Origin of the sequence: Aquimarina sp. MMG016, assembly GCF_018100805.1 — a bacterium.
Taxonomy (GTDB): Bacteria; Bacteroidota; Bacteroidia; order Flavobacteriales; family Flavobacteriaceae; genus Aquimarina.
In genome coordinates, this window is the sequence record NZ_JAGJEA010000002.1 from 280,041 (window position 1) to 302,923 (window position 22,883).

General features: G+C 35.0%; 10 protein-coding genes. 3 read left to right on the forward strand and 7 right to left on the reverse strand.

What is annotated here, in order from left to right:
- Window positions 1-124: 124 nt before the first annotated feature.
- Entirely contained in the window at window positions 125-481 is a 357-nt protein-coding gene (locus tag J8M14_RS04245; RefSeq protein WP_211073337.1) for a DUF3307 domain-containing protein, read from the reverse strand.
- Window positions 482-762: 281 nt separating this feature from the next.
- On the opposite strand from J8M14_RS04245, the gene J8M14_RS23360 reads away from it, so the two are divergent.
- Window positions 763-2,571, forward strand: coding sequence for an adenylate/guanylate cyclase domain-containing protein (locus tag J8M14_RS23360; RefSeq protein WP_211073338.1), 1,809 nt, complete (start codon window positions 763-765; stop codon window positions 2,569-2,571).
- Between the two features lie 67 nt (window positions 2,572-2,638).
- On the forward strand, window positions 2,639-4,066 hold the full coding sequence (gene sthA / locus J8M14_RS04255; protein WP_211073339.1) for a Si-specific NAD(P)(+) transhydrogenase: 1,428 nt from the start codon (window positions 2,639-2,641) through the stop codon (window positions 4,064-4,066).
- A gap of 20 nt (window positions 4,067-4,086) precedes the next feature.
- Here sthA and J8M14_RS04260 read toward each other — a convergent pair whose 3' ends face one another.
- From J8M14_RS04260 to J8M14_RS04285, 6 genes are all read right to left on the reverse strand, one after another.
- The gene (locus tag J8M14_RS04260) at window positions 4,087-5,178 is read right to left on the reverse strand and encodes a nuclear transport factor 2 family protein (protein ID WP_211073340.1); all 1,092 of its coding nucleotides are present in this window, start codon (window positions 5,176-5,178) and stop codon (window positions 4,087-4,089) included.
- A 157-nt stretch (window positions 5,179-5,335) separates the two neighbouring features.
- On the reverse strand, window positions 5,336-16,129 hold the full coding sequence (locus tag J8M14_RS04265; RefSeq protein WP_211073341.1) for a LysM peptidoglycan-binding domain-containing protein: 10,794 nt from the start codon (window positions 16,127-16,129) through the stop codon (window positions 5,336-5,338).
- A gap of 19 nt (window positions 16,130-16,148) precedes the next feature.
- Window positions 16,149-17,480, reverse strand: a complete 1,332-nt coding sequence (locus J8M14_RS04270; protein ID WP_211073342.1) for a hypothetical protein — start codon at window positions 17,478-17,480, stop codon at window positions 16,149-16,151.
- 3 nt (window positions 17,481-17,483) lie between these two features.
- On the reverse strand, window positions 17,484-21,176 hold the full coding sequence (locus tag J8M14_RS04275; RefSeq protein ID WP_211073343.1) for a hypothetical protein: 3,693 nt from the start codon (window positions 21,174-21,176) through the stop codon (window positions 17,484-17,486).
- Window positions 21,177-21,285: 109 nt separating this feature from the next.
- The gene (locus J8M14_RS04280) at window positions 21,286-21,660 is read right to left on the reverse strand and encodes a hypothetical protein (protein ID WP_211073344.1); all 375 of its coding nucleotides are present in this window, start codon (window positions 21,658-21,660) and stop codon (window positions 21,286-21,288) included.
- A 19-nt stretch (window positions 21,661-21,679) separates the two neighbouring features.
- Complete coding sequence (locus J8M14_RS04285) at window positions 21,680-22,042, reverse strand: hypothetical protein (protein WP_211073345.1); 363 nt, start codon at window positions 22,040-22,042, stop codon at window positions 21,680-21,682.
- A 481-nt stretch (window positions 22,043-22,523) separates the two neighbouring features.
- On the opposite strand from J8M14_RS04285, the gene J8M14_RS04290 reads away from it, so the two are divergent.
- The gene (locus tag J8M14_RS04290) at window positions 22,524-22,877 is read left to right on the forward strand and encodes a hypothetical protein (protein WP_211073346.1); all 354 of its coding nucleotides are present in this window, start codon (window positions 22,524-22,526) and stop codon (window positions 22,875-22,877) included.
- Window positions 22,878-22,883: the final 6 nt, after the last annotated feature.

Below are 22,883 nucleotides of genomic sequence, written 5' to 3' on the forward strand. Positions count from 1 at the left end.
ATTGAATAACAATATGGTATGTTACTTTTTGAAAGAATATTTCTACTTTTTAATGAAGGTTATTTCCTTCTTTTTGTGATTTTTGAATCAATTGTAACAGATAATCCGTCTTAAAACAACGTCTTTATAAAAATAAGACTAAGGAGTCTTTATGAATAAAAGTAAGATATAATGTAATCGTATGTATCAATTGGTCTAAACCAAGGATAGGGTAGAACACCCTGGGAGTTTTGCGATATTTTGTTGTCAGTTTACTAGTGAAAAAGTCAGTGACTCCGTGTAATATAGCATTAATTAATGTATACATAATAGCAATCTTTAGCGAAAACAAAAATAAGCTGAATACCAATAAAACTGTGGTGTATGCAAGAACATGCAATAACAACCATTTAAGCTTATAGCTTTTTCTTATCGCCATTTTAGAGGTTTGAAATACAAAATCACCTCCCCAGTGCGCTATTAAGATTAAACTAAAAATCATACTGTATAAGATATTAATAAGGCTTCATAATACCTAATTCTTATTAAAAAAGTTTGTGAAAAAACATCTGAAAATCCAAAATAAAAGCTTAAATTATAGAAGTTTAAGGTAATAATCAGATGTTTCGAACTTTCCGCCATCGTTTGTTATTTTGGTTTCTGGTTTTCATTAGCTTTAGCTTATTGATTATTGTACTTTCGTACACATATCTCAAAAAAAGAGAGCATATTCAAAAAAGGACCGAAACTATAGAACATTCCTATGTTTTGTTACTTAAAAGTGTGAAAGCGCAACAAGACTTCTTTAGTTACGAAACCAAAAATCAAAAATTCTTTAGCACTGGAGACAGTGAATATCTTGATCAGTATTTAACATTTTTGGACAGTACCCGTTTTCAATTATCAAAGGTTGATTTTTCTGATGAAAAGGATTTGGCATATAGGGTAGATACTTTAGAAAATCATATTACCGAAATAGATTCTGTTTTTTTATTTGTTATTACCCAGATTCAAGCTCGCGGATATAAAGATTATAATCTTGAAGGTTCAATGCGCAAAGATGTGCACTGGTTAGAAAAAATAGATGAGATATCTAAAGAGGATATTCTTTCGCTTAGGCGAAATGAAAAAGATTATATTATTAGGAATGAACAAGTTTATGTTACTAAATTAACAAAACTAGTAAATACGATACGAAAAGACATAAAAACGGATAAGAGTATTGCTAGATCCAGAAAGAGAAGAATACTCTATTATCTTAATGGATATCATAGAAAGTTTTTACAGCTAGCTGAATTAGATCAATCCATTGGTATCAAAGATAATTCCGGTTTAAAACAACAACTTGATAAGCGTATTACAGTAGCGGAAGCTGATTTTAGTACTATTGTGAGTTTGACAAAACTTTGGGAAAAGAAAGAATTTGATCGCCTGACATTATATTTTATAATAATTACTATTGTATTAATTGTAGTAAGTATTTTAATCAGTAATTATATTTCCAGAAAGATTACAGAACCTTTAACAGAGTTAACCAGACATATAACACATTTTGTAGACAGCAAATTTACTTTAGAGACCGAGCACCCTGTTGTACGTACAGATGATGAGGTCGGTCGTCTTACTCTAAATTTTTCCTTTCTAAAAGATGAAGTAATTTCCAGGCTTAAGTTTTTTAAGCAAAAAGTAGATGAACGTACTGCAGAATTAGCCAATGCTAACAAAAAGCTATTTTGTCTTAGTGAGGCCAATAGTCGTTTTGTTCCTAAAGAGTTTCTTAATAATCTGGGAAGAGATAGTATCGAACAGGTCAAACTTGGAGATCAAGTAGCACGTGAAATGACTATAGTTTTCTCTGATATACGCGAGTTTACCAAAATTTCAGAGGCATTGAGTCCACAGGAAAACTTTGATTTCATCAATGCTTATCTTAGTGGTATTGTACCAATTATTAGACGTAATGGTGGGTTTATAGATAAATTTATTGGCGATTCTGTAATGGCACTTTTTCCTAAAGCTCCTGATCAAGCTATACAGACTGTATTTGAGTTTGAAGATTTTTTAGAAGAATTTAATAAAGAACTGAAAAAAAATAATAAACCGCAGATACAAATAGGTACTGGTATTCATACCGGAAAATTGATTTTAGGTACAATAGGTCATGCACAAAGACTAGAAACGACTGTAATTTCTGATGCCGTAAATACTTCCTCTAGAATTGAAGGATTGACCAAATATTACCAGGCTAAAACTATTGCTACTGAAGCTACAGTTTCTAAGATAGAGGATAAAGGTTTATTTAAATATAGGTTTTTGGATCAGGTTAACGTAAAAGGTAAATCTAAAACCTTATCCGTCTATGAATTTTTGTCTTCTAAAGAAACAAAAAAAATAGAATCACTTCAGGCTTATAATAAAGGCATAGAATTTATAAAAGATAAAAAAATCATCGAAGCTGCTTCGGTATTTTCGGATTTATATAAAAAATATCCTAAGGATATGGCGATACAAATTTTTTATCAGAAATGTCAAAATTTTGTGGATAAGAAAACCGAAACCTGGAATGATATTACTCAGATGATAACAAAATAATTACTATTCAATTAACGAATAGATACCCTACAAATAGCTATGAATAATTTATAAAAGTTACTAGTATATGAAAAGTTTTGACCTTATCGTTATTGGTTCCGGACCCGCAGGAGAAAAAGCGGCTGCCAAAGCTGCATATTTTGGGCATAAAGTAGCTCTGATTGAAAAAGAACATCAATATGGAGGAGCTGGAGTTCAAACAGGGACATTACCATCTAAAACACTTAAGGAGACAGCATTATATCTCTCTGGCGTATATCAAAAAGGAATATTTGGTGTTGATAAGGAAATAGGAAGAGAAACAGGAGTACATGATTTCTTATATCGAAAAAATGTGGTGACCAATCATATGCATAAAATTGTAAAGCATAACCTGTATAAACATGAAATAGAAGTATTTGAAGGCTTTGCAAGCTTTGTAGATACAAATCACATAAAAATATCAGGAGAATTAGAACAAACTATAGAAGGAAAATATATTCTTATTGCGACAGGATCTTATCCTTATCATCCGGAGCATATACCGTTTGATAATAAACGCGTTCTGGATTCGGACTCTATACTTAGTATTAAACGCTTTCCGAAATCTATTTGTGTACTTGGAGCGGGAGTAATTGGTTGTGAGTATGCTACTATATTTGGCGCGATGGGAGTTAAAACATTTGTGGTGAATGATAGGGATAAAATTCTGGGTTTTTTGGACAATGAAATTTCTGAGGCTTTAGTATCTCAGATGAAAAAAAATGACATCAATATTTTGTTTAATAATTCTATAGTTGGTTTTGATGTTCCAGAAAATGAAGCCGAACCGTTACATTTACAATTAAAAACTGGGGAGACACTTAATGTAGACATGTTTCTTTTTGCGGCTGGTCGTAGTGGGCGTATCAAAGGGCTTAATTGTGCAAGTATTGGTTTAAAAACAGGAGAACGAGAGACTGTATTAGTTAATGAGAAATTTCAAACCAACATTTCCAATATTTATGCGGTCGGTGATGTTATTGGTTTCCCGGCATTAGCTAGTACAAGTATGGAGCAAGGTAGAATTGCTATAACACATATGTTTGATACAGCTGATTTAGAATCGCTAGCAGCCATATTTCCTTATGGAATTTATACCGTACCAGAAGTCTCTATGGTAGGAGTTACTGAAGAACAGGCGATTGAACAGAATATTGATTATGGCGTAGGATATAGTTATTATCGAGATACAGCTCGGGGAATGATTATGGGAGATACTGATAATGGATATCTTAAGTTGATTTTTGAAAAAAAATCTAAAACCATCATTGGCGTTCATATCATAGGATATATAGCTACTGAGCTAATCCACTACGGAATGCAATTGGTACAAGAGAAAAAAACGCTGGATAACTTAATCGGTAGTGTTTTTAACTATCCAACACTACACGATTTGTATAAATATGCCAGCTATGATGGGCTTGGTAATTTAGCAGGTAAAAAAGTCAAAAAAGCTGGTGAGGTAATAGGGTAAACTAAACCATTTGATTCTCATTATTTAATAAACATTTCCTTACTCTCAATATCTTTAGATAATGTTGTATTAATTTTAATATCAGTGAAGTCATATTGCCAGATTTTATCACCTTCTTCAATAACTACCTTGTTAAATACTTTAATATTCTTTATTGTTTTCCAATCTTCAAAGAGTACTCTAACTTTATTTTCTTCTGTATCAGTTGGATTTTCTATTCCTAAGAGAGTGTAATCATCAAATGCATAATAGAAGTGGACTGTCCGTTTCATCGCATCTTTAAATTCAATTTTAAAAGCAGTCTCCCCTTTAAATTCGGTAAACTCTTTAAAAACGGGAGTATTAAATCGATCTTCTGGTCTTAAACTAATCCAATGAAACTCATGACCTATTATAAACTGTTTGGTTAGCTCATTAGGGGTATTATTTATTTTTTGATTTAAAATATCAAATGTCCAGGAATTAGACTTACCTTGTTTTAATATAATATGTTTGGCGTTAGTACGTTGTTCCATTCTACCATTTTCTGTATCAGAAACCACTAGAGTTTTAAAGCTTCCAATTGGACCTGTGCAATTGGCCATAGCGTATATTGTACTTTTTTGATTAAGTTTTCCGATAGTCTCTTTTGCTTTATCAAGGATTACAGAAGCATCTTCTTTAGGAGCTTCAGTATTAGCAGTGCTAATGATTTTCCATTCTCCGTCGATTTTCTTGAGCACACTTTGCCATGAAACTACCCAGAATACAGGCTTACTGTTGTATTTACCTTTAACAATAAGTGCACCGATATAACTCGCCATCGTTCCATCATCAGAAATTTCAATAACAGGAGGATGCGTTTCTTTTAATTCATCAAATACCATGTCATTTAGATAGGATTGTGTTCCAGGTATGGCGTCTACTTTACTTTTAATACTTACCTGACCACCTCTTATATCATACCAAGAGTCTCCATTGGGAGCATAAAATTGATCAGCATTCTTATTATAATGTGCTTCTTGAACTAGTTGAATCTGTGCTTTAACTTTTTCTTTTTCGACTTTTAACTCTATTGGTTTTTGACATGAAATAAACATTAAAGCACACAGGAATATACAAACTGTCTTCATTGAAATATTTATTTATAAATTGGTAGATATCAAATATAGGTTTAGTTAGTAAGAGCAAGTGTTAATGAGTTGTTACATTAGTTCCTATACTATATTTAAACTACAGACAATAGTAAGAAGTGCTATTTCCGGGAGTCAATAAAGTTTCATCTGTTTTTCATAACCCTTTAATATTTTTATATGGTAAAACTAGATTTGATAACTGGATCAGTGGTAATTGAGTTTCTGTAACCGCAGAGAATACAGATAAGTCAAATGAAAAATATGCATCTCTTGTCGATGGCATTTTTTCCTGATACCACTTCTCCAAGGCTTCAGCCAATTGACATACAAAAGCTGTATCGGCTGTAATCTCTCCAACGCATCCTCCTTCAGGAATTTCATAATCTTTAGGAATTTCAAATGAAAAAGGTGTGTATAATAATACAGGTAATTGAATAGGAGGCAAACTGCTTTCGCATATATCCTGTAAAAAATAGTTCCATGAGCCACTTATTTTAATGGTTTGCTCTGCTAATTCATCATAAGTAAAGAAGGTTTTAAAGAATGTTGCTAGGTGATCTGCCAATGTCAACGTACTTCCGTCCTCATTAATTATTTTTGCAATATTAATTTCTGAGCTATTGCTTAGTAGAGGAATTAACTTATTCGAGAATCGAACGAGTGGTGTACGGTATATGAAATTGGTATTTGTTGGATTATCTTCTACCAATCCTTCGTTTCGTATAACGGCAATTCCTGCCCACGTATTCTGGAATTGTAGTACATTTAATCCATCTACGGCAACAGTTCGATCCGGAATTTCGAAAGAACATGGATACCCTAAATACTCTTTTGTTTTTGCTTTTGGATCTTTTACATACCAATATGAGTTCTCAATATGAGTTCCTGATTCATCAGTTGCTGGCTCTCGTGTATAATCTTTAATATTAATTACTGGAGTATTAGGTATTTCGGCTTCCTGAATACTTAACTCATTCATAAATAATTGTTTATCTAACTCAGGCATTTCCTTTGGTGGTACTATTGTCACCACCAAACGTTTGCACTCTTCATCTCCTTCGCAAGGACAGGTAGTTGTAAAATGTGGATCTTCCTTCTGCTGAATAATAAAATCATACGAGCTGATTGTATTTTGCTGTGATTTAAAAAATGCTGTATTCTTATTGTGTTGATCCCAAGCTAAAGCAAGGTTATTAGTTAGTTGAACCATAGCCTGCATTGCAAAAAATGCATTATTTAGATTTGTATCATTTTCATCTGATGTTGGAGATATTAGTGTTAGATATTTAGTCATATCATTGAGCACAGGTATCCATACACTGATCATCTGCGCCATATCATTAAACAAGTTTCTGGAACTACTTTTACCCATAACCATATTTTGCTGGCTATCGAAAGTATTGAATGTAATATCAGAATAAATCTGATCCTGAGCAGCTTGATCTTCAGAATAGGTATAGGTAAAATTCCATTCTGATGCTTTTTCCAAAATTTCTTTAGTAGTATCTCCACTAACAGAGACAGCTAATCCTTCTTGTGTAGTCAAAGTAGGAGGTTTTGGGTAATTACGTAATACAATTGGGATATCAACAGTTCCCAATGGTTGTTGAAGTGGTGAATTATCAAAATCCGGCTCTACAGTATCGGCTAAATTAATCGGAACAATAAAAGTTAACCATTGTGATGCTTGATACCCCTTGACATCTGGAACATCTGTAATATCAAATTCTATGTGAGTGATCTGATAATCCATATCCAGAGATACAGTAGAGAATTCTTTTGCATTTTTGGTTGAAAATATAAAAGAAAGGTCAGAAGTTTTTTGTCCTTCGTCAAAATCCAACTGTATTTTGGCATTTGAAATAGAGTATAATTTACTGTCCTTTTTCGTACTATCAGTAATACCAGGAGTTCCATATAGTCGAGGAGCGATTTGATCCTTATATTCTCGTTTTATTCCAGATGCTGTAGTAACTTGCATTTGTACTACTGCGTTTATGGAATATGTGTTTCCCAGCTGAATTAGTAATTGCTGCTTAAATTTTTCTTGTGCACTTAATGTTCCAGATGGATTTACTTCTGGAGCTGTTAGGATTGGTGCTACTCTGGTTGAGATCGTTTCAGCCAATGATGATTTAGCTTCGGTTATAGCTTCCAGGAAAGAGTCAGCGTCGATGCCTTGTTGTTGTAAGAAAGTTTTTTCTTCTTCAGATTTTAGTTGATCTACAAGGAATCCCGGAACTGCAAATTCTGAGCTAAGAAACAGGTCAATAGCATCCAGGCATTGTTTTCCCCATATATCCATATCAATTCCGGTGAAATTCTTTACAGTTCCGTTTTCACAATCCAACCCTTTTCCAGTAACATAATCACAAAGTGGTACATCCTTTTTAGAAGCTAAACTTGTAGAAATAGGCAATGGAGCATAGAAAGCTGCATTCAATAAGCTATAAGTATAAATCCGTACTTGATATGTTTTGAATTCTTCTTCGTTTAACAATTCTAGTAATGCAGTATCAAAACTTATACGGCTTGAATATATCGTACCTATCAGAGTTTTAATTTTATCAGTTATAATCGTTGGAACACCTGAGGAGGTTAGTTTAGCAATAGAATTATTAGTAAGCTCATAAGATCCAGAAGGTTCTACATTCCAGTAGATACCATTATCAGGTTTTAGCCCCATTCTCACCACATAAATAGCTTGGCTGTTTTGGCTTCCAGCAAGCACGTCATCAACACCTGTTGCTATTTTGAGAACATATTCGTTTTCCTGATAGAAGGTCTTTTCAAAATTAACAGCAAATTCTGTTAGCGAATGTTTTTGAATCTCTTCTCCCGCACTGTTTTTCTTACCTCCATCAGGAATATATGTATTAGGCTGAATTGTTGTACGAGCCGATGTTACAGATGAACTATCTTTGAAATCATCATTAACAAAAGATAGATCTCTTACCATATTAAGAATTACCGTTAGCTCAAAAATGGAAGCAGTTTCTAGATCAGAAGCACCTATAGTTTGAGTAATAGGTTTCATCTTAGGGGCTGTGGGTATAGTATGGCAATACGCTATAGCATATAGATAGCTATATATATCTTTTACAAAAGTATTGATTGGATCTAACGAAACATTGTTTTCTACACCTGGAACCAGAGAAGTGTTAAGTGTAAGTGTGACAGTGTTTTTGTTTTTTTCATATGGGCTATACTGATTAATCTGATAGTAGATATTGGTATATATTGCTAGATCATGCAGAGCATTTTTTTGATAATCTGGAGCATCAGAGTCGTTAGGATCTGATACACATGGTTTACCATCTGTATTTTGATATCTGCTAATATCAAATGAGAAATTCAATAATAATGAAGGATCATTACCACTTTCCAATTTTACATCATAGGTAGTAAACAGGCTCGGCCATTGAGAAAAACCTTTTAACTCATCCAGATATCCAACTTTTATAGGAGGGTTGTTAAGAGGTGATTTTGTGTTTAATTCTGGGTTGCTAAAAGGTGTAACAGTCTCATTACCATAGTAATCTACCCAATCAAAGTGAACCTGTAATGTATTTCCAATACCTCGGTATGGATTACCATCCTTTTGCGGATATCCGGTAGGGTAAGACATATTTGGATTATCTATAGCATATGGTGCGATTGGGATAACCTGATTGTAGTTCCATGGTTGTTCGGGATTCGTTTCGTCTTGTTCATCAGTATTAACTGGTCCGGATGGCAGTCCAACGATACTCTTTTTAAAATATCTATTGGCTATCACTTGGTAATTCAACAAATTATAAAGGTTGTTCAAGTAAGTATTAGCATAACCAGGATCACTACTTTTATCAGAAGGAGTACCTGGATTGGTACGTTTTAGTTCAAAACCAGCACTTCCTTGTTGTATAGAAGAGACTTTATGAACCACCTGATCTACAATACTAAATGCAGTACCTGTTGCAAAAACAGTACTATCTTTGATCATAAAAGATAAAGTATCTACATCGGTAAAATAGTAGCTGGCTATACTTTTCATTGTATTACCTGGAGTACCATCACCAGTAGTTATTTGATATATTACTTCAGGAATTTCTAGCAATTGCCATACTGGCAAATCATCCCAATTTGTAATATCAGGATTTGCTCCCTTAATACTATCTTCTGTTATGCCAAAATAAGTTGAAATTGCAGTCAAGGTATTAGAAGGAGTATCAGTAGGAAGTCCAACTTCATATTGTAAACCTTTCAATACAATTGGATCAGAACTCGTGTTGAGTTGAACCTCAGTCTCATTGAGTATAGCTAGTTCGCTGATTAAAATATTGTATTGAGCAGCTATACTTTGCAGAGTTTCATTTGGGGATGTAGTTGTATAACTAAGATCTTTTTGAGCTTTGGATTCTGCATAGACAATGGATGATGATGTATCAATTTTATCTCCAGTTATAGCACAATTCATAAAATCTTTGAGTATGTCATCGTATGAATTACTATAGGTAACTAATAATGAGATTTTTGCATTGTCTGATGAATCAAAAACTGCATCTGGGAAACCAGAATCACCTTCAGTTTCATTATATAACAGATAGTATCCACCGGATCGTGTAATACTGCACTCCCATAGGAATTTGATGAAATCGTATAAGGTGTTCAGAACGCCATTAGGTTCAGGAGATTCAACTGCCATTTTCATGAATGCAGCAGAAGATTGTGCAGGATTAGTTTCTGTAGAGAGATTGGATTGAACAATGAATGTTTTCATGTTTATATTTCCAACGGATAATAACCCATCGCTTCCTTCGTATAACCATTGAATATCTTCTATAATACCTCTGTTATTATTACTCGAATTAGGATCTAATTGCCTTAATAAACGTTCTAATATTTGGGTACCTGATTCGTTAGCGCCTATCAATTCATACGTAAAAGGATTAGTTCCTTCAGCATTATCATTAGATTGTTTTTTAATATCTATTTCTAATAATGTTGACCATCCATAATAATCCGATTTTTTGTAATCCATGACACCTTTAGCAGCATTGTACGTACCTATCTGAATGTCAAAAGCAGATCCTGCTTGTTTAGGTAATGCAATCTGTTGTAAAAGCCCAGATGGGAAATTCCATATTAACGGGGAAACATCTGCTTGATCTCCCTGGTTACCATATGGTAATTTCACCACTCCTGAAGTGCTCCATTGAGTCACCGTTTGGAAGGTATACTGTACCGGTATTAAATTGTATGGAGTCATCTGTGATAACTTCAGAATATCAGGTTGAATACCTGTTTTTTGAGCATAGTCGATAACTGTGGAAATCTGCGATATATCCTCTTTAGTCAATATTACACCTAAGGTAGCTTTTTTAGGTCCGTCAGGTTTTTTAGGATCTACAGGAGAAGGGGGTTGACCATTAAATTCTAACCAATCCAAAGTAGTATTGATCAAATTTATAGTAAATCCTTCTTTAACATCTGCAGGAATTTCGAATTGCTGTCCTGTCAAGCGATATAATGCACAATCATCTCCGGTACAAGGAGAATCTGGATGAAGAGTTAATCCAGGTAGGGTAGTAGGTAACCTCATTCCATGAAGCTGGTATCGGGATACCATACCAGATAGTTGCGTATAAGATTGATTAGCTTTAAAATAATCCAGAATACTCTGAACATCAAGACACTTTAAGCCTGGGATATTTGTCGTACTATGATTACCTAAAGCATAGAATAGAACATCCTGTTGCTGATTACTATAATTAGCTCCCAGGGTTTGTGCAGTGGTGCTGTATTTTTGTGCAATTTTACCTAAAGTATCTGCATCATCAGGGTTATCGAATGCACTGGTTATATAGATGAAAGGTTGAATTAATAAACTACCCAGCGGTTGTACTTGTAACCTTTGCACCGTAGTATCATTTGCAAGATCATTAACTGTTACAGGGTTTGTAGATGTACTCAGTTTTTTGGCTATACCAACGAGAGTGTCTCCGGGTACAATTTCATAAGTAGTAGTATCGTAGACAAATGAATTGCCAGAAATAAATAATCCAGGAACAGATTGATTCTGAAGTAGCAGATCAGAAACAGAAATATTATTGTATACCGTACTAGCTATAGAAGAGAATGTGTCTTCGCTTTTGGCAATATAGTCTGTAGCAGCGATGATTAATACAGCGTCTATAGTTAATAAGGTTTTTTGCTGAAAATCCTTATTATTTGCCAAATCAGAAACTGTGGTTTGCAAACCTGTAGCTACATCTGTGATGGTATCAGTAGCTTTAACAGTATAAGTGTTAGACCCAAATGTAATTTCCTGAACCTGAAGTAATCCGGGAACTACAGCATTCTGAGTGATAAGAAGTGCAGTTTCTAGTGCGTATTTAGCACCGATCGAAATAAAATCATCTTTGTCTAAAACAGTATACATCACTCCTGTGATATGGATTGGAGTTTCGCTTTGCAGCGGATGAGATTGATTTGCTTTGGCTAGATCTGTAATGCTAACAGTATTGGTTACACCATCAGCTGTACTGATGCTATTTGCCCATTCGGTCATGGCGTGAAGACTATTACCCTTAGCTAAAGGATATGTGTAATTTTTTAGCGCATCTTCAGCATAGCCAATTAATTGTTTACCTATAAGAACAAAATAATCTTCGAAAACAAAAGTGGATAGAGAATGCTCAACAACAGCAGCACTCTTTTTCATAGACACGTTGTTATTTTCTTCTGATACTTTTACCGCCAACTGTGCAAACCATTTTTTCACTTCAGAAAGGTATTTATCTGTAGCCATATTATAATTACTGAAATCAATATCTACCCCAGCATCCGGAACCGATAATTCCAGATCAAAAAACATTGGGAATACTGCTGCGGTATCTAATTTAGAAGCCTCTGTAACATTTTGAATATTAACTTTTTTAAATGTATACTGGAGAAATGCTAATAGTTTATCTGTAGGGATAGGAAGTGGATTTTCTTCATTTGATAATAATGCTAATAACACCTGAAGGTCATCTATAGATACTGCTGATTCGTCTGCGGTTGCTCTTGTACTTTCGGTACCGGTTTCATCAACATAATTTTGTATCAACCATCTGAAGAAATCTTGGCTTAGATATTCAAACGATGAAATAGTACTACTGTCAGGATTTTCTGCATCAGGAGCGTCAATCCATAAGGTTGTCACATATTGAGCGGTTTGATCTTTTAGATTACCATTTTCAGGTCCTGCTACCGTAAGGTGTGGAATAAAATAAATATTCAGTGTTGGTAATTCTTCTTTTTTATTGGCTACCAGTTTAGTATTATAATGCATTGCTTTTATAGGCAGAACTGTCAATTGGCTTGATTTTGCAGCGTATATCAATGATTTTTCACTAAAAGAACTTTGCAATTGTCTATTCCATGGAGCCATACTGGTTTGATCTGTACCAATAGTCAGATCTGTTCGTATTTCAGCTTTGAAACTAAAGTTAATTTTAATAGAGAAGAGCCCAAGATTAAGTTTTGCTGAAACTTTTATATCTACCGATGCTACAATAGCCAAAGGCATTTTATTATAAGCTTCTAAGGTTGCTTGTGCATAAACTTTTACAGTAATATTAACCGTTGCAGAAATAATTCCGAAATCCAGAGAACCATATAGTTTTCCGATTAACCCTAATGTTCCCTGTAACCAGTAATAATATGAAGTTGCTACTTCGGTTTTATTATTTTCCTGAAGGGCTCCCTGATATGGGTGATAGGTAGCGATAACTCCTTCCAGAATACCAAAAATGGTAATACTAAACCCTGCTTTTAAGACACCATAATTAACGCTGTATCCAATACCAACTTGCATACCGATTCCAAAGACGATCACCGGATTAAAATTTCCATAATTGGTTTGCGGCACTTTTTTGGTTGTAGTACTACTTAGCTTTCCAAAATAGAATCCTCCCGACCCCATAGCCGGAATTCCTGGAGGAACTATAGCTTGAATGGTAAAAGACCTGGAGAAATCCAGATTATACGGAAACCCTATATCTACCATAAAGTCACCATTAGTATAAATAGCTAATGCAATAGATGGAAGAGTAATATTTACGCTTCCAAACTGTAGATAACGCAATGCATCTGGTAAGGTAAGTGCTATCTGGTATACACCAACACCATCTGAGATTTTTTTATACATAATCTCAAAATCCAAACCGGCAAATATTTTTGCCTTATCTCCTGCCATAGCAATGCGCAGGCCATATAAATTAGGGTCATTGAATACTGCCTGCATTTCTAATGTCCAGACAGGTTTTTCTTTAGTACCAGCATTCAATATACCAAAATCGGTAGCAATCAACCAATTAGAGTTTTCATTAAAAGAAAGTAGTGAATTACCAGATCCCGGTCCAATGGGTACCTTGCCATTCTCGGGAGTTTCAAAAGCTTCTCCCATTTTATCAGTTACCTCTTTAATCGTTTGGTATTGTGCAACATTTTCTAATTGCACATGTTGCCCCATGGCTAGTAAGCGGAGATCAAAATATTGATTTCCTTGCCCTGGAACTTCTGGCATGTCTTTTACATCTCGTCCTTTTTCATCAAATAATCCACTATTTTTAACTTCAGGTACTACAGAATCACCAGTAAAAGAAATCTGAACCCCTTGTGCATTTTTAGTAAGTTTGATTCCATCGATGGTAATAAATACTAAATCGAGACTTTTAGGTAGTTTATAATTAACTGTTACATCTTTATTTTCCAGGTCATATGTCACCTTGAATCCATCTAGGCTTATCTTATTCAGTACATCCCAGGGAGCATCTAATTCGAAATTAGGATCAAACAACATTTTCATAAATGATGTTAGTAAAGATCCTACACTCCAGTTCTTAATTTCAAAAGTGATGACTTTACTCTCACCAGAAACATCATAAGTAGCAACAAACCCTTCCCATTCGATCATTAATAATTGATCATCACCATCAAAATTATATCCAATATTTACCTGGGCATTAAAGTATTCAAGAAGAATGCTTCCCATTACTCCTCCAGAATATTGCTTCCCTTCAGCTTTTTTGGCATCATATTTTAATGCCAAAGCCGCACTGATATCTATTTTTTGGTTGATGATGGGGAAAGTAAATTTCCACTCTATACTAGTTTTTACTTCGTAAGAACCCTTTTCTTTTCCATTAGGGATATCAGCAGTAAGATCAAAACTTGTAATCGCTAAATCAGCTGGCAAAAAGCTAGTAGGCAATTCAAACCCTACTTTTTTAAATAATCCATCCATTAATTGTCCCAGATCTAGTTTAGAACCAGCGGGCATATGAATAGATAAATCCCATCCACCATCTTCTGTAGAAGAATTATAATTCACTGCAGATTGCAGCATTAAATCTCCAATAGTAAAGAGACCGCTGATGGCAGCAGTATATACATTACTTCCTTTTCCATCCACGGGAGAGGTTGAGGTAAGTTGTAATGATGCATCCGTTAAAGAAATATTGGTAATAATATTAATGGCAATATCTCCAGTAGCAAAGAATGCATAATATTTACTGTTAATATCCATATTGATACCAAAACCTGTAAATACAATACTAACAAGGCTTTCAGGTATTTTGATAAACCCTCCTGTTACTGCAGTCAATAGATCATTAATAGAAACCGTACCATCAAAAGCGGCGGATAGGGTGAGGTCAGAAGTGATTTCTACATCAAATCCTCCTTTAAATATCGTTGGGAAAAAATTAACCCGTGATGTAAAAAACAATGTTTGGGCATTGATAGTTTCTGGTTCAGTAATTAGCCAGTTTACATCAAACTCTTCAATACTGAAATTATTAAACAATACCCAGGGTTTAGTTGATCCAACGGTTGTAGAAACGCTATTAAATTGTACTCCATCACTCAGGTTGATAGCAGCAATGAATCCTTTAAAACCTATAGCGCTAAGGTATTGTTGTAGTACCGGCGGAATGTTCTCATACCAATTATTTCCTGCCATTAGAGAAAATAGATCAAGTGGTGTAACTGCACTATCTGGTTCTGAAGCAACTGAAATCATAAAAAAGGAAGAACCTGGAGCTATACTGGCTCTAAAATCCAAAGGTATTTTATCTCCAAGATGAAGTTTTAACTGAAAAAACAGGAAAGGTGTTTGTACTACGGTTTCATCCGGTTCGTCATCTGAGGGGTCAGATGCGTTACTTTGCAACAAATTATTTTCAGGATTGTCCTTTTCCACAACGGATTCAATCACAAAACCAATTGCCGGGTTACTTACTTCTAGAAATAACAATGATATAGGATCGACACCAATCGGAGCCAATATATCCATATCGGGAAAAAGATAGGTCTCATTATTTACTTTGGAAGGGTCGATAGTGCCGTATAATGGTATTTTGGTAGAAATAGACCAGGAGGTTAAAAACTTAGTAGTTTCTGCCAACCATTCTGATAATGTTATTAAGGAAGCAAAATTTTGCCCTGTAGTAAGAGCAATGTTGTTTTTTTGCCAAGAATATTCTGCTATTTCTTTAGTGCTAAATATAAAGGCAGGTGATGTATAAGGGATGCCATCAAAAACGCCACCTGTCATATATTTCCAACTGGTTTTAAAAGTCCAGTCGCTTAATTCGATTTGTATGGTAAACTCAACATCTCCACTGTCATTAGCGGTTATAGCTAATGTAACTTCTGTATTGGTTTTATCTACATTGAGTACAGCAGCGGTGGCGTTTTGTATTATTAATGTGTTTTCTGCCGGATCCGGAATTGAAGTACCTGAGGTATCAACTAGTAAAAAAGTATCTTCTGCTAATTGGTATCCTATGGTCAATAGTGCATTTAGGCCTTCTGGAGGAGTCAATTGAGAATCCGTAAAAGTTGCAGCATTGATAGTAATATTACCATCATTGGCGGCTGCTTGATCTCTAAAAGTGGTTACTAAATTTGAAAGACTCATAATACAATGGTGTGTGCTGTTATATATCTATTACTAAAGCCATATGATCGCTGGCACTCTTGATATGTCCATAGTTGTTCCAACCTCTAAAATTACTTAAGGCCCCAACTGTTCCCGGTACAACACCTGCTAATGGTAATGCTACTGGTTGTCCCATTCCATTTAGAACCATAGCAGAATTATAAGCTAGCGCTCCAGGAACTGCTCCTGCAGGAATTGGCATAACTCTGTTATATGGAGAACCTGCTACTCGGTTTACTATGGTCATATTGGCTGGCGCTCCTATTCCTCCTCCGCCATATCTTGTTAGTATGTTATCAATACTACTGGTATTATTTCCCATATATTGGGTTACTGCATATCCATATGCTGGGTATCCATTGGTGTTCCAGGGAGTTGCTCCATTTCTGTAACTATGTTTCATATGTGTTGCTACATATCCCTGAACGGGGTAGTTTGCAGGAGCAGGGGATGGATTGATGTGTCTGGCATATCCCGCAGCTATTAAGTTATTATATGCTCCTGCTGCATTTGCACTATTGATATCTACATTAAAATCACCTACAACAACGGCAACTTCATTAGCGCCTAAATTATTTATTTCATGGATTTGAGAAATTGTATTTGTTCCATTTCTAGCAGCAGGATTATGCGGTGGAGCGTGATAAGCAAAAACTTTAATAGTCCTTCCACCAGCTGGTTCCCAAAATGTGGTTAAAAAAGGAGGCCTATTACCTATTGCTGGAAAATTGAGTAACGGACCTGGGCCTCCTCCAAGTGGTGGAGCTCCTCTAAATTGCCATTGGCCCGCTAGTCTATTAGAATTAATCCCGGGATTAATATTAGATCCTGCCGGAACGGCTACTGCTGGTAATGAATTATTCCAAGGTAGGGCGTAAGCAACTAAATTTCCTGCTCCTATATTGGCTACTGAATCAGAAGGATTTGCTGCTCCTTGCCATCCCCAGGGACCGCTAAAGTGCAGATTAGCACTATTATAATAAACAGAAATACCTTCGCTTACTCCTCCTTGTCCCAAAATAAGTGGAGGAACTAACCTCCAATTTCCTGCTATTGCTGCATTTGCTCGTATTCTACCTAACAAATACAGTGCTCCCTGTTGTCCTCCAGCTGTTATCAATGACCCTTCTGCTCCAGCACCTGTTGATGTCTCTACTACCACAAAAATATCAGGCACATTAGCAATAAGTGTACTCATTATATACTGTAATCGTTGAGTAGAAGCTTGTTGCATATTTAGCGTACTACCTATCTGTCTTCTGTTAAAATAGGGGCTATTGACCTTATTAATTCCAAACTGCTGTATGTTCCAATAGAGTACTCTAGCCATGGTCTAAGATTTAGTTTTATTATATGCAGCATACCAACCCAGGCTTTTTGCTGTGGCTCCCGGATTAGGATTGCCGAACAGCAAAAAGTTGGTGCTTCCTCCCGGAGGGAGTTTAAGTATTCCCAGAAATTTTAATGCGATCTTACTTAAAGTCATCAAGTAAGACTGCTGGGCTTCAACATATTCTAATTTCAGTGTGTCTATAGATAATTTTAGTACTCCTTGTAGACTAAGTAGTTTAGCATTGCTACTGGTACCAGGGAGTTTAATGCCTACAAATGCATTATAGGCAGTGTCTGTAGCTTTGTTTCCCGGACTCCAAGCGATTAATAAACTGGCATTAAAGTCCAAGGAAGAAGCCAGTTCACCTGGAGTTCCCATATTTAAGGTCATTTCTAGCCCGTACCAATCCCCGGAGAGTCCCGTGGTATTGATTCCGGGAAGGCTTAAATTGAGATATCCCATACCAGAAGGTAGTGTATCATCATTACCACTAATCAAATTATTGATTTGTAATGCAAAATTTGGATACAGGCTAAGTGATCTTGTGGAGCTTAAGTTAGAATTAAATACAATCTCTGAAGCATCAAATTCATATGACACCACCGTAGGTGTGGCAATATCAAATGCCATATCTATATATAAATTGCTATAGTTTAATCCATCGATGATATCGGTATCTGTCCCATCTCCTTTACCAAATGAAAAAGCGTCCATTGTAACACTTGTCTCTTCACTATCTACAGTTGCTGGGATAATCGTTTTCATGACTGCATAGTTCAAATATCCCCACATTGAGAATCGAGATTCTATATGAGTAGCCTTCGGATCTGTGGTTAGGGTATTGAACTGAATTTTTGTGATCTCTACATTTTTAAGTAGGTTGCTGTCAAAATAAAACAAGTTATCATCTGTATTTTCAAAAACGTAGACAGGTGTACCATCATGATCCTGATAGGTACCATCTAATACTATTGTATTTAAAGTTTTAGCCCCATATCGATTATTTGTACCAATGACAGTGTCAGAGAATAGGTTATTCATAGTTAATTGTACCTTACTCTGAAAGAATTTAATAGCCGTGTTCTCAAATAGTACTTGCAATTGAAGCACTTTAAAATCATAGGTAGCTCCCGCAAGTGGTGGTACTGGTTTATTGGCATTCAATCCTTGCATGAGTTGTTGTTGATATGCGGTGTCCAAATAGTTAATCAACCCAAAAAGAGAGCTGTTCTTTTCCATTTGTACCAGGCCTTTGGCATTTACTTTATTTACTTCGATTCCAAAATGGTGAGCATTAAACCTATTGAGATCTATCCCAGAAATGAGCCCTTTTAATTGTTGAGGAAACTCTTTTAAATCAATATCTGCTTTAAGAACCAATATTCCATTCCAGTGCTCATTATTGATTATGTTATGAAATTTCTCGTATAGAATAGCTTGATTACTTTCTGGATGATCTAATCCATATTGGTAAGCTTCCTCTGCTTCTTGCATGTAGTTTTGTACCCAGGAGGAGATGGCTATGAGTTGTTGATATGCATTTGCAGGGTCTTTAACACCTTCAGTATTAAATGTATTAGGTTGTGTCCAGGTTTTTGGGTTTTTAACTTTTTCTAATAATGTTCCGTTGCAGAATTTAAATATCAACACATTATTATAATCAGCATATGTGTTTTCTATTCCTACATTTATATGAAAAGGCCAATCTTCAATAGACATTTTGTTATTAAAGATTGCTTCGGTGGTAGGTTGACCTCCTTCTTTATCGTATTTGGAGAATAGTTTACCCAAGTGATTGTTTTGTGTAACTACTAGAAATTGCTGATTGGTCATAAATGCACTTTGTAATGTATTAGATAAGTTGATAAAACTCATCTGATATTGTGCAGGATCTGTTGGAGTCTGATTCTCAGGATATAAATATTCAGGAGTAGCTCCTGGGTGGATATCATTTTGCCCCAGATTAAGTAAACTCCAGGAACCAATATTGTTAACATGAGCGATTAAACCTTGTGGAGTTGTTGCACTGGTATAGTTGCTTTCTGTATTATTAAGTAACCTGTCTCTTTTGGCAGCACTTTTTGATACTCTAGCTGTTGTTAATTGATTTGCGATGAGTGTTTTTCGCTCTTTACTCAGTACCTGAGACTCAAATGAAGTCAGGTTTTCATTTCCAGGAAACTGTGGATTAGCTTCTGTTGCTAAATATGGAGCGATAGGAACATAAAAATCTTCCTGAGGCATATCTACACTGGGTTCATAAAACCCTAATACATTTGCTTTACCATTTAAAGTCTGACTTACTCCGTGATCTTTAGCAAATAAGGAAGCTCCTTCGGGTTGAGAAACGTATTGTACATTTTCTGAAATCTCAGAAATAATATTCGCCCATCCTGTTAGATAGGTTTTATCTAATGTAGGGTCATTTGTGCCTGGATTCGTCAGAGAGAGTTCTTGTGCTGGGAAATTTGGAGCGTAAGCAGGTTCTTTACTTTTAAATCTTAAGGTATCTCCTGTTGGAACTCCATTTTTATTAGAATAGGGTGTAAATGAAATAGTTTCTGTACCAGATAGCCCTGGCAAAAAATCGAATTGCCCATTTTCATCTGCATAATCTTTTTGATCAGCTCCGGGTTCCATAAAGAAATCTCCTTCTGGTTGCAAATAGAAACGTTCAGTTTCTTTATAATCTCTAGGAGAAATAATAAGTATTGAACTATGAACAGAAGGTATTTGGTTATTATCAGGGTTACTGTTTTCTATGAGATCTACTTTTGGCCATAGAATTATTGGATATCCAGTATTTAGAGAAAAATAACTAGGTAGACAGCAAGGAACTGATGTACTGTTATTGGTATTGTAAGTTATTCCGGTAAATGCAAAATAAGTACGTAGACCGGTCGAATTACTGATATCGAGAGGATCTATAGCTGCTTGGGTCATAGCGTATTCGGTATCAGATAACGGTTTGAAAACAGGATAATTATATTTTTTGATGCTATCATCTGTTGAATCTGTATGATAATAACAGGTTTCCAAAAAGAAAGCTTTAAAATCATTTTTCAGGTTGAATCCCAAAGGAAATCCAAAAGCACCACAAGCAAACTGAGTAAATGATATGGATATGTTTTTATTTAATAGGGTATCACTACCATATTCTTTGCTGTTAAAAGACATATTAGGACTGTTGGAATTATAGTCCAGTTGTATTTGTGTTGCAGCACCTTCAGGAATAAAGGATACTTTAGTATTGTTACGGATAGAAAGTGTAGCAAAACCATTTCCCATCGTATAATTAAATGTTTGGCTAACTTTGATAACTCCCTGAGAATTTACATAAAAGTTAATTGCGATAACATTTTTATTAGTTGGATCAGCATTAATTTCAGTAAGCCATGCAGTCGTCAGGTTATCCTGAAACTGCTCACGATATTTTTCTAAATATGTACGTATTTTTTCAATATATTCGATTATGTTTTCTTTTTCAGGAGCAGTTTCTGCAAAAAGAAAATACACTTTTAATGTTGTTGCTTTTGATAAGGTAAGGGTAGTGTCTGTATACGTAGCTTTTTTAGGTAACACAATGGCTGACCAGGAGCCCAAATTTGGAGAGGTATTAATATATAATGACGGATTTCCTGAGTTCACATTACTGAAAAGGGTACCCTCGGTATTATGTTGAGTTGATCCCATAATATTAGAATAATCTGTGTGTGACGTAAATAAATACTATACCAAAATGAATTTCAAGGTTGTGATCGGGTGTAGATTAGCTCGAAACTATTTTGAAATTCTTATGGCATTATTCACCCTTAGGACATAAAATGGATACAATGACCATTACCTCATAAGGAGAAAGATTCGATACAATCAATTGGCTGCCTCTAAAATCAGCAACCGCGATGATTTGTTGTCGTGTTTTCAGAACATGAATACCATTAAAATTGGTACTATCGTTAAATTTTATGTTTTGCGTATCCCCTGTAGTGACCACAGTAGCTTCCTGAGCTTTACTGATATTATTAATAGAACAGATGCATTGTGATCCATTATTGGTCTGTAATTCTGCATATTCATTCCGTGAAAGTGCCACGGTATCCAGTTTGGATTTTGATGAATTTTGAGCGTTTACATAGGTACATGCAAAAAATAAAAAAAGTAGGGTTATGTAATGCATACACAACCCTTTTTTCATATTAACTTTTTGTAGTTTGAGCCTGGATCTGTGCAGGTGCATCATTCTGAGCATTTGTAATATTTGAAACAGTTACTACCGCTCCTTTAAAATCCCCATTACCAACTACACTATAGGATGGAGAATTTGGCGGAATATTAAATAGACTGTTGATAGGTTTAGAAACCCCATTATCAAAACAGTGTACACCATCTGGCGCTCCTGTTATGGTGAAAGTTAAGGTATTTGCTCTACTAGGATTTGTAATAGTAATAGTAGAGGCAGAACCATTAGCTGTGTTCCAGGTAGCAAATTGACCAGAATCGATTGAAGCAGACCCTTGTTCATTAATTACTGGATTTTGTGTTGAAGTTGCATTTGACATAACTTAAAAAATTTAGGTTTATTAATATTAATTTTTATCTGAGTTTTAATTTTAGACTTTACAATAAGTCGTTTCTTATGCTATGCAATTTATGAAAGTATATAACGATATAATATAAGTATAAACCCCTGTTTTATAGGGGAATTTTACCGTATACTAACGATGTGTTTTAATTCTTTTATGGTGTTTTTGACAGATGTTATATGAGCATGTACGAGTGTTGGCCTGACTTGCACATTGTATACAGTGTGCATTTTTAGTCAATTACCTATCTTATAATACTTGAAATATATTTTGAGATAAAGCTTACAGAAAAAAGGGTTTTTTTCCTCTTATATGATTTGATATTTATAAGTACTTTTAAGCTGTGTTTTAGATAATACAATCCCCGTGTTTTTTACAGTCGTCATACTATATGTTCCGGTAGAACATATGTTTACTTATATCTGATTTTTGACACTAATATTATAAACCACACATCATGATAACTACTAAATGGTTACAACGACTCGGAGTATTATGCTTAGTACTGTTATGTTTTTCTTGCTATTCTGTGAAGATAGTAAGTACAATGGGTACTCCTAATCCTGATCCTATGAATGATAACGATGATGATTATCGAAATAAAAGAGTCATCATACTAGATACAGTGATCAAAGCCGGCACAACTACCGATGCTATTGGTCTTCGAACACAACGGGAGGGATGTTCATCAGGAAAATTACACTCTGTAGAATATAAAAATACTTTTGGTGGATCACTATTATACCTTGTCACTTTTGGGAATAAGCGAAAGGTAAGAGTAAAATATGTTTGTATGAAAACTGAAAATTAAACAACC

What these genes read in the sequence shown, in the direction of transcription:
- J8M14_RS04290 (WP_211073346.1), top strand. Translation starts at nt 22,524, where the DNA reads ATGATAACTACTAAATGGTTACAACGACTCGGAGTATTATGCTTAGTA.
- J8M14_RS04260 (WP_211073340.1), bottom strand. Translation starts at nt 5,178, where the DNA reads ATGAAGACAGTTTGTATATTCCTGTGTGCTTTAATGTTTATTTCATGT.
- J8M14_RS04280 (WP_211073344.1), bottom strand. Translation starts at nt 21,660, where the DNA reads ATGCATTACATAACCCTACTTTTTTTATTTTTTGCATGTACCTATGTA.
- J8M14_RS04270 (WP_211073342.1), bottom strand. Translation starts at nt 17,480, where the DNA reads ATGGCTAGAGTACTCTATTGGAACATACAGCAGTTTGGAATTAATAAG.
- J8M14_RS04245 (WP_211073337.1), bottom strand. Translation starts at nt 481, where the DNA reads ATGATTTTTAGTTTAATCTTAATAGCGCACTGGGGAGGTGATTTTGTA.
- J8M14_RS04275 (WP_211073343.1), bottom strand. Translation starts at nt 21,176, where the DNA reads ATGGGATCAACTCAACATAATACCGAGGGTACCCTTTTCAGTAATGTG.
- J8M14_RS04265 (WP_211073341.1), bottom strand. Translation starts at nt 16,129, where the DNA reads ATGAGTCTTTCAAATTTAGTAACCACTTTTAGAGATCAAGCAGCCGCC.
- J8M14_RS04285 (WP_211073345.1), bottom strand. Translation starts at nt 22,042, where the DNA reads ATGTCAAATGCAACTTCAACACAAAATCCAGTAATTAATGAACAAGGG.
- sthA (WP_211073339.1), top strand. Translation starts at nt 2,639, where the DNA reads ATGAAAAGTTTTGACCTTATCGTTATTGGTTCCGGACCCGCAGGAGAA.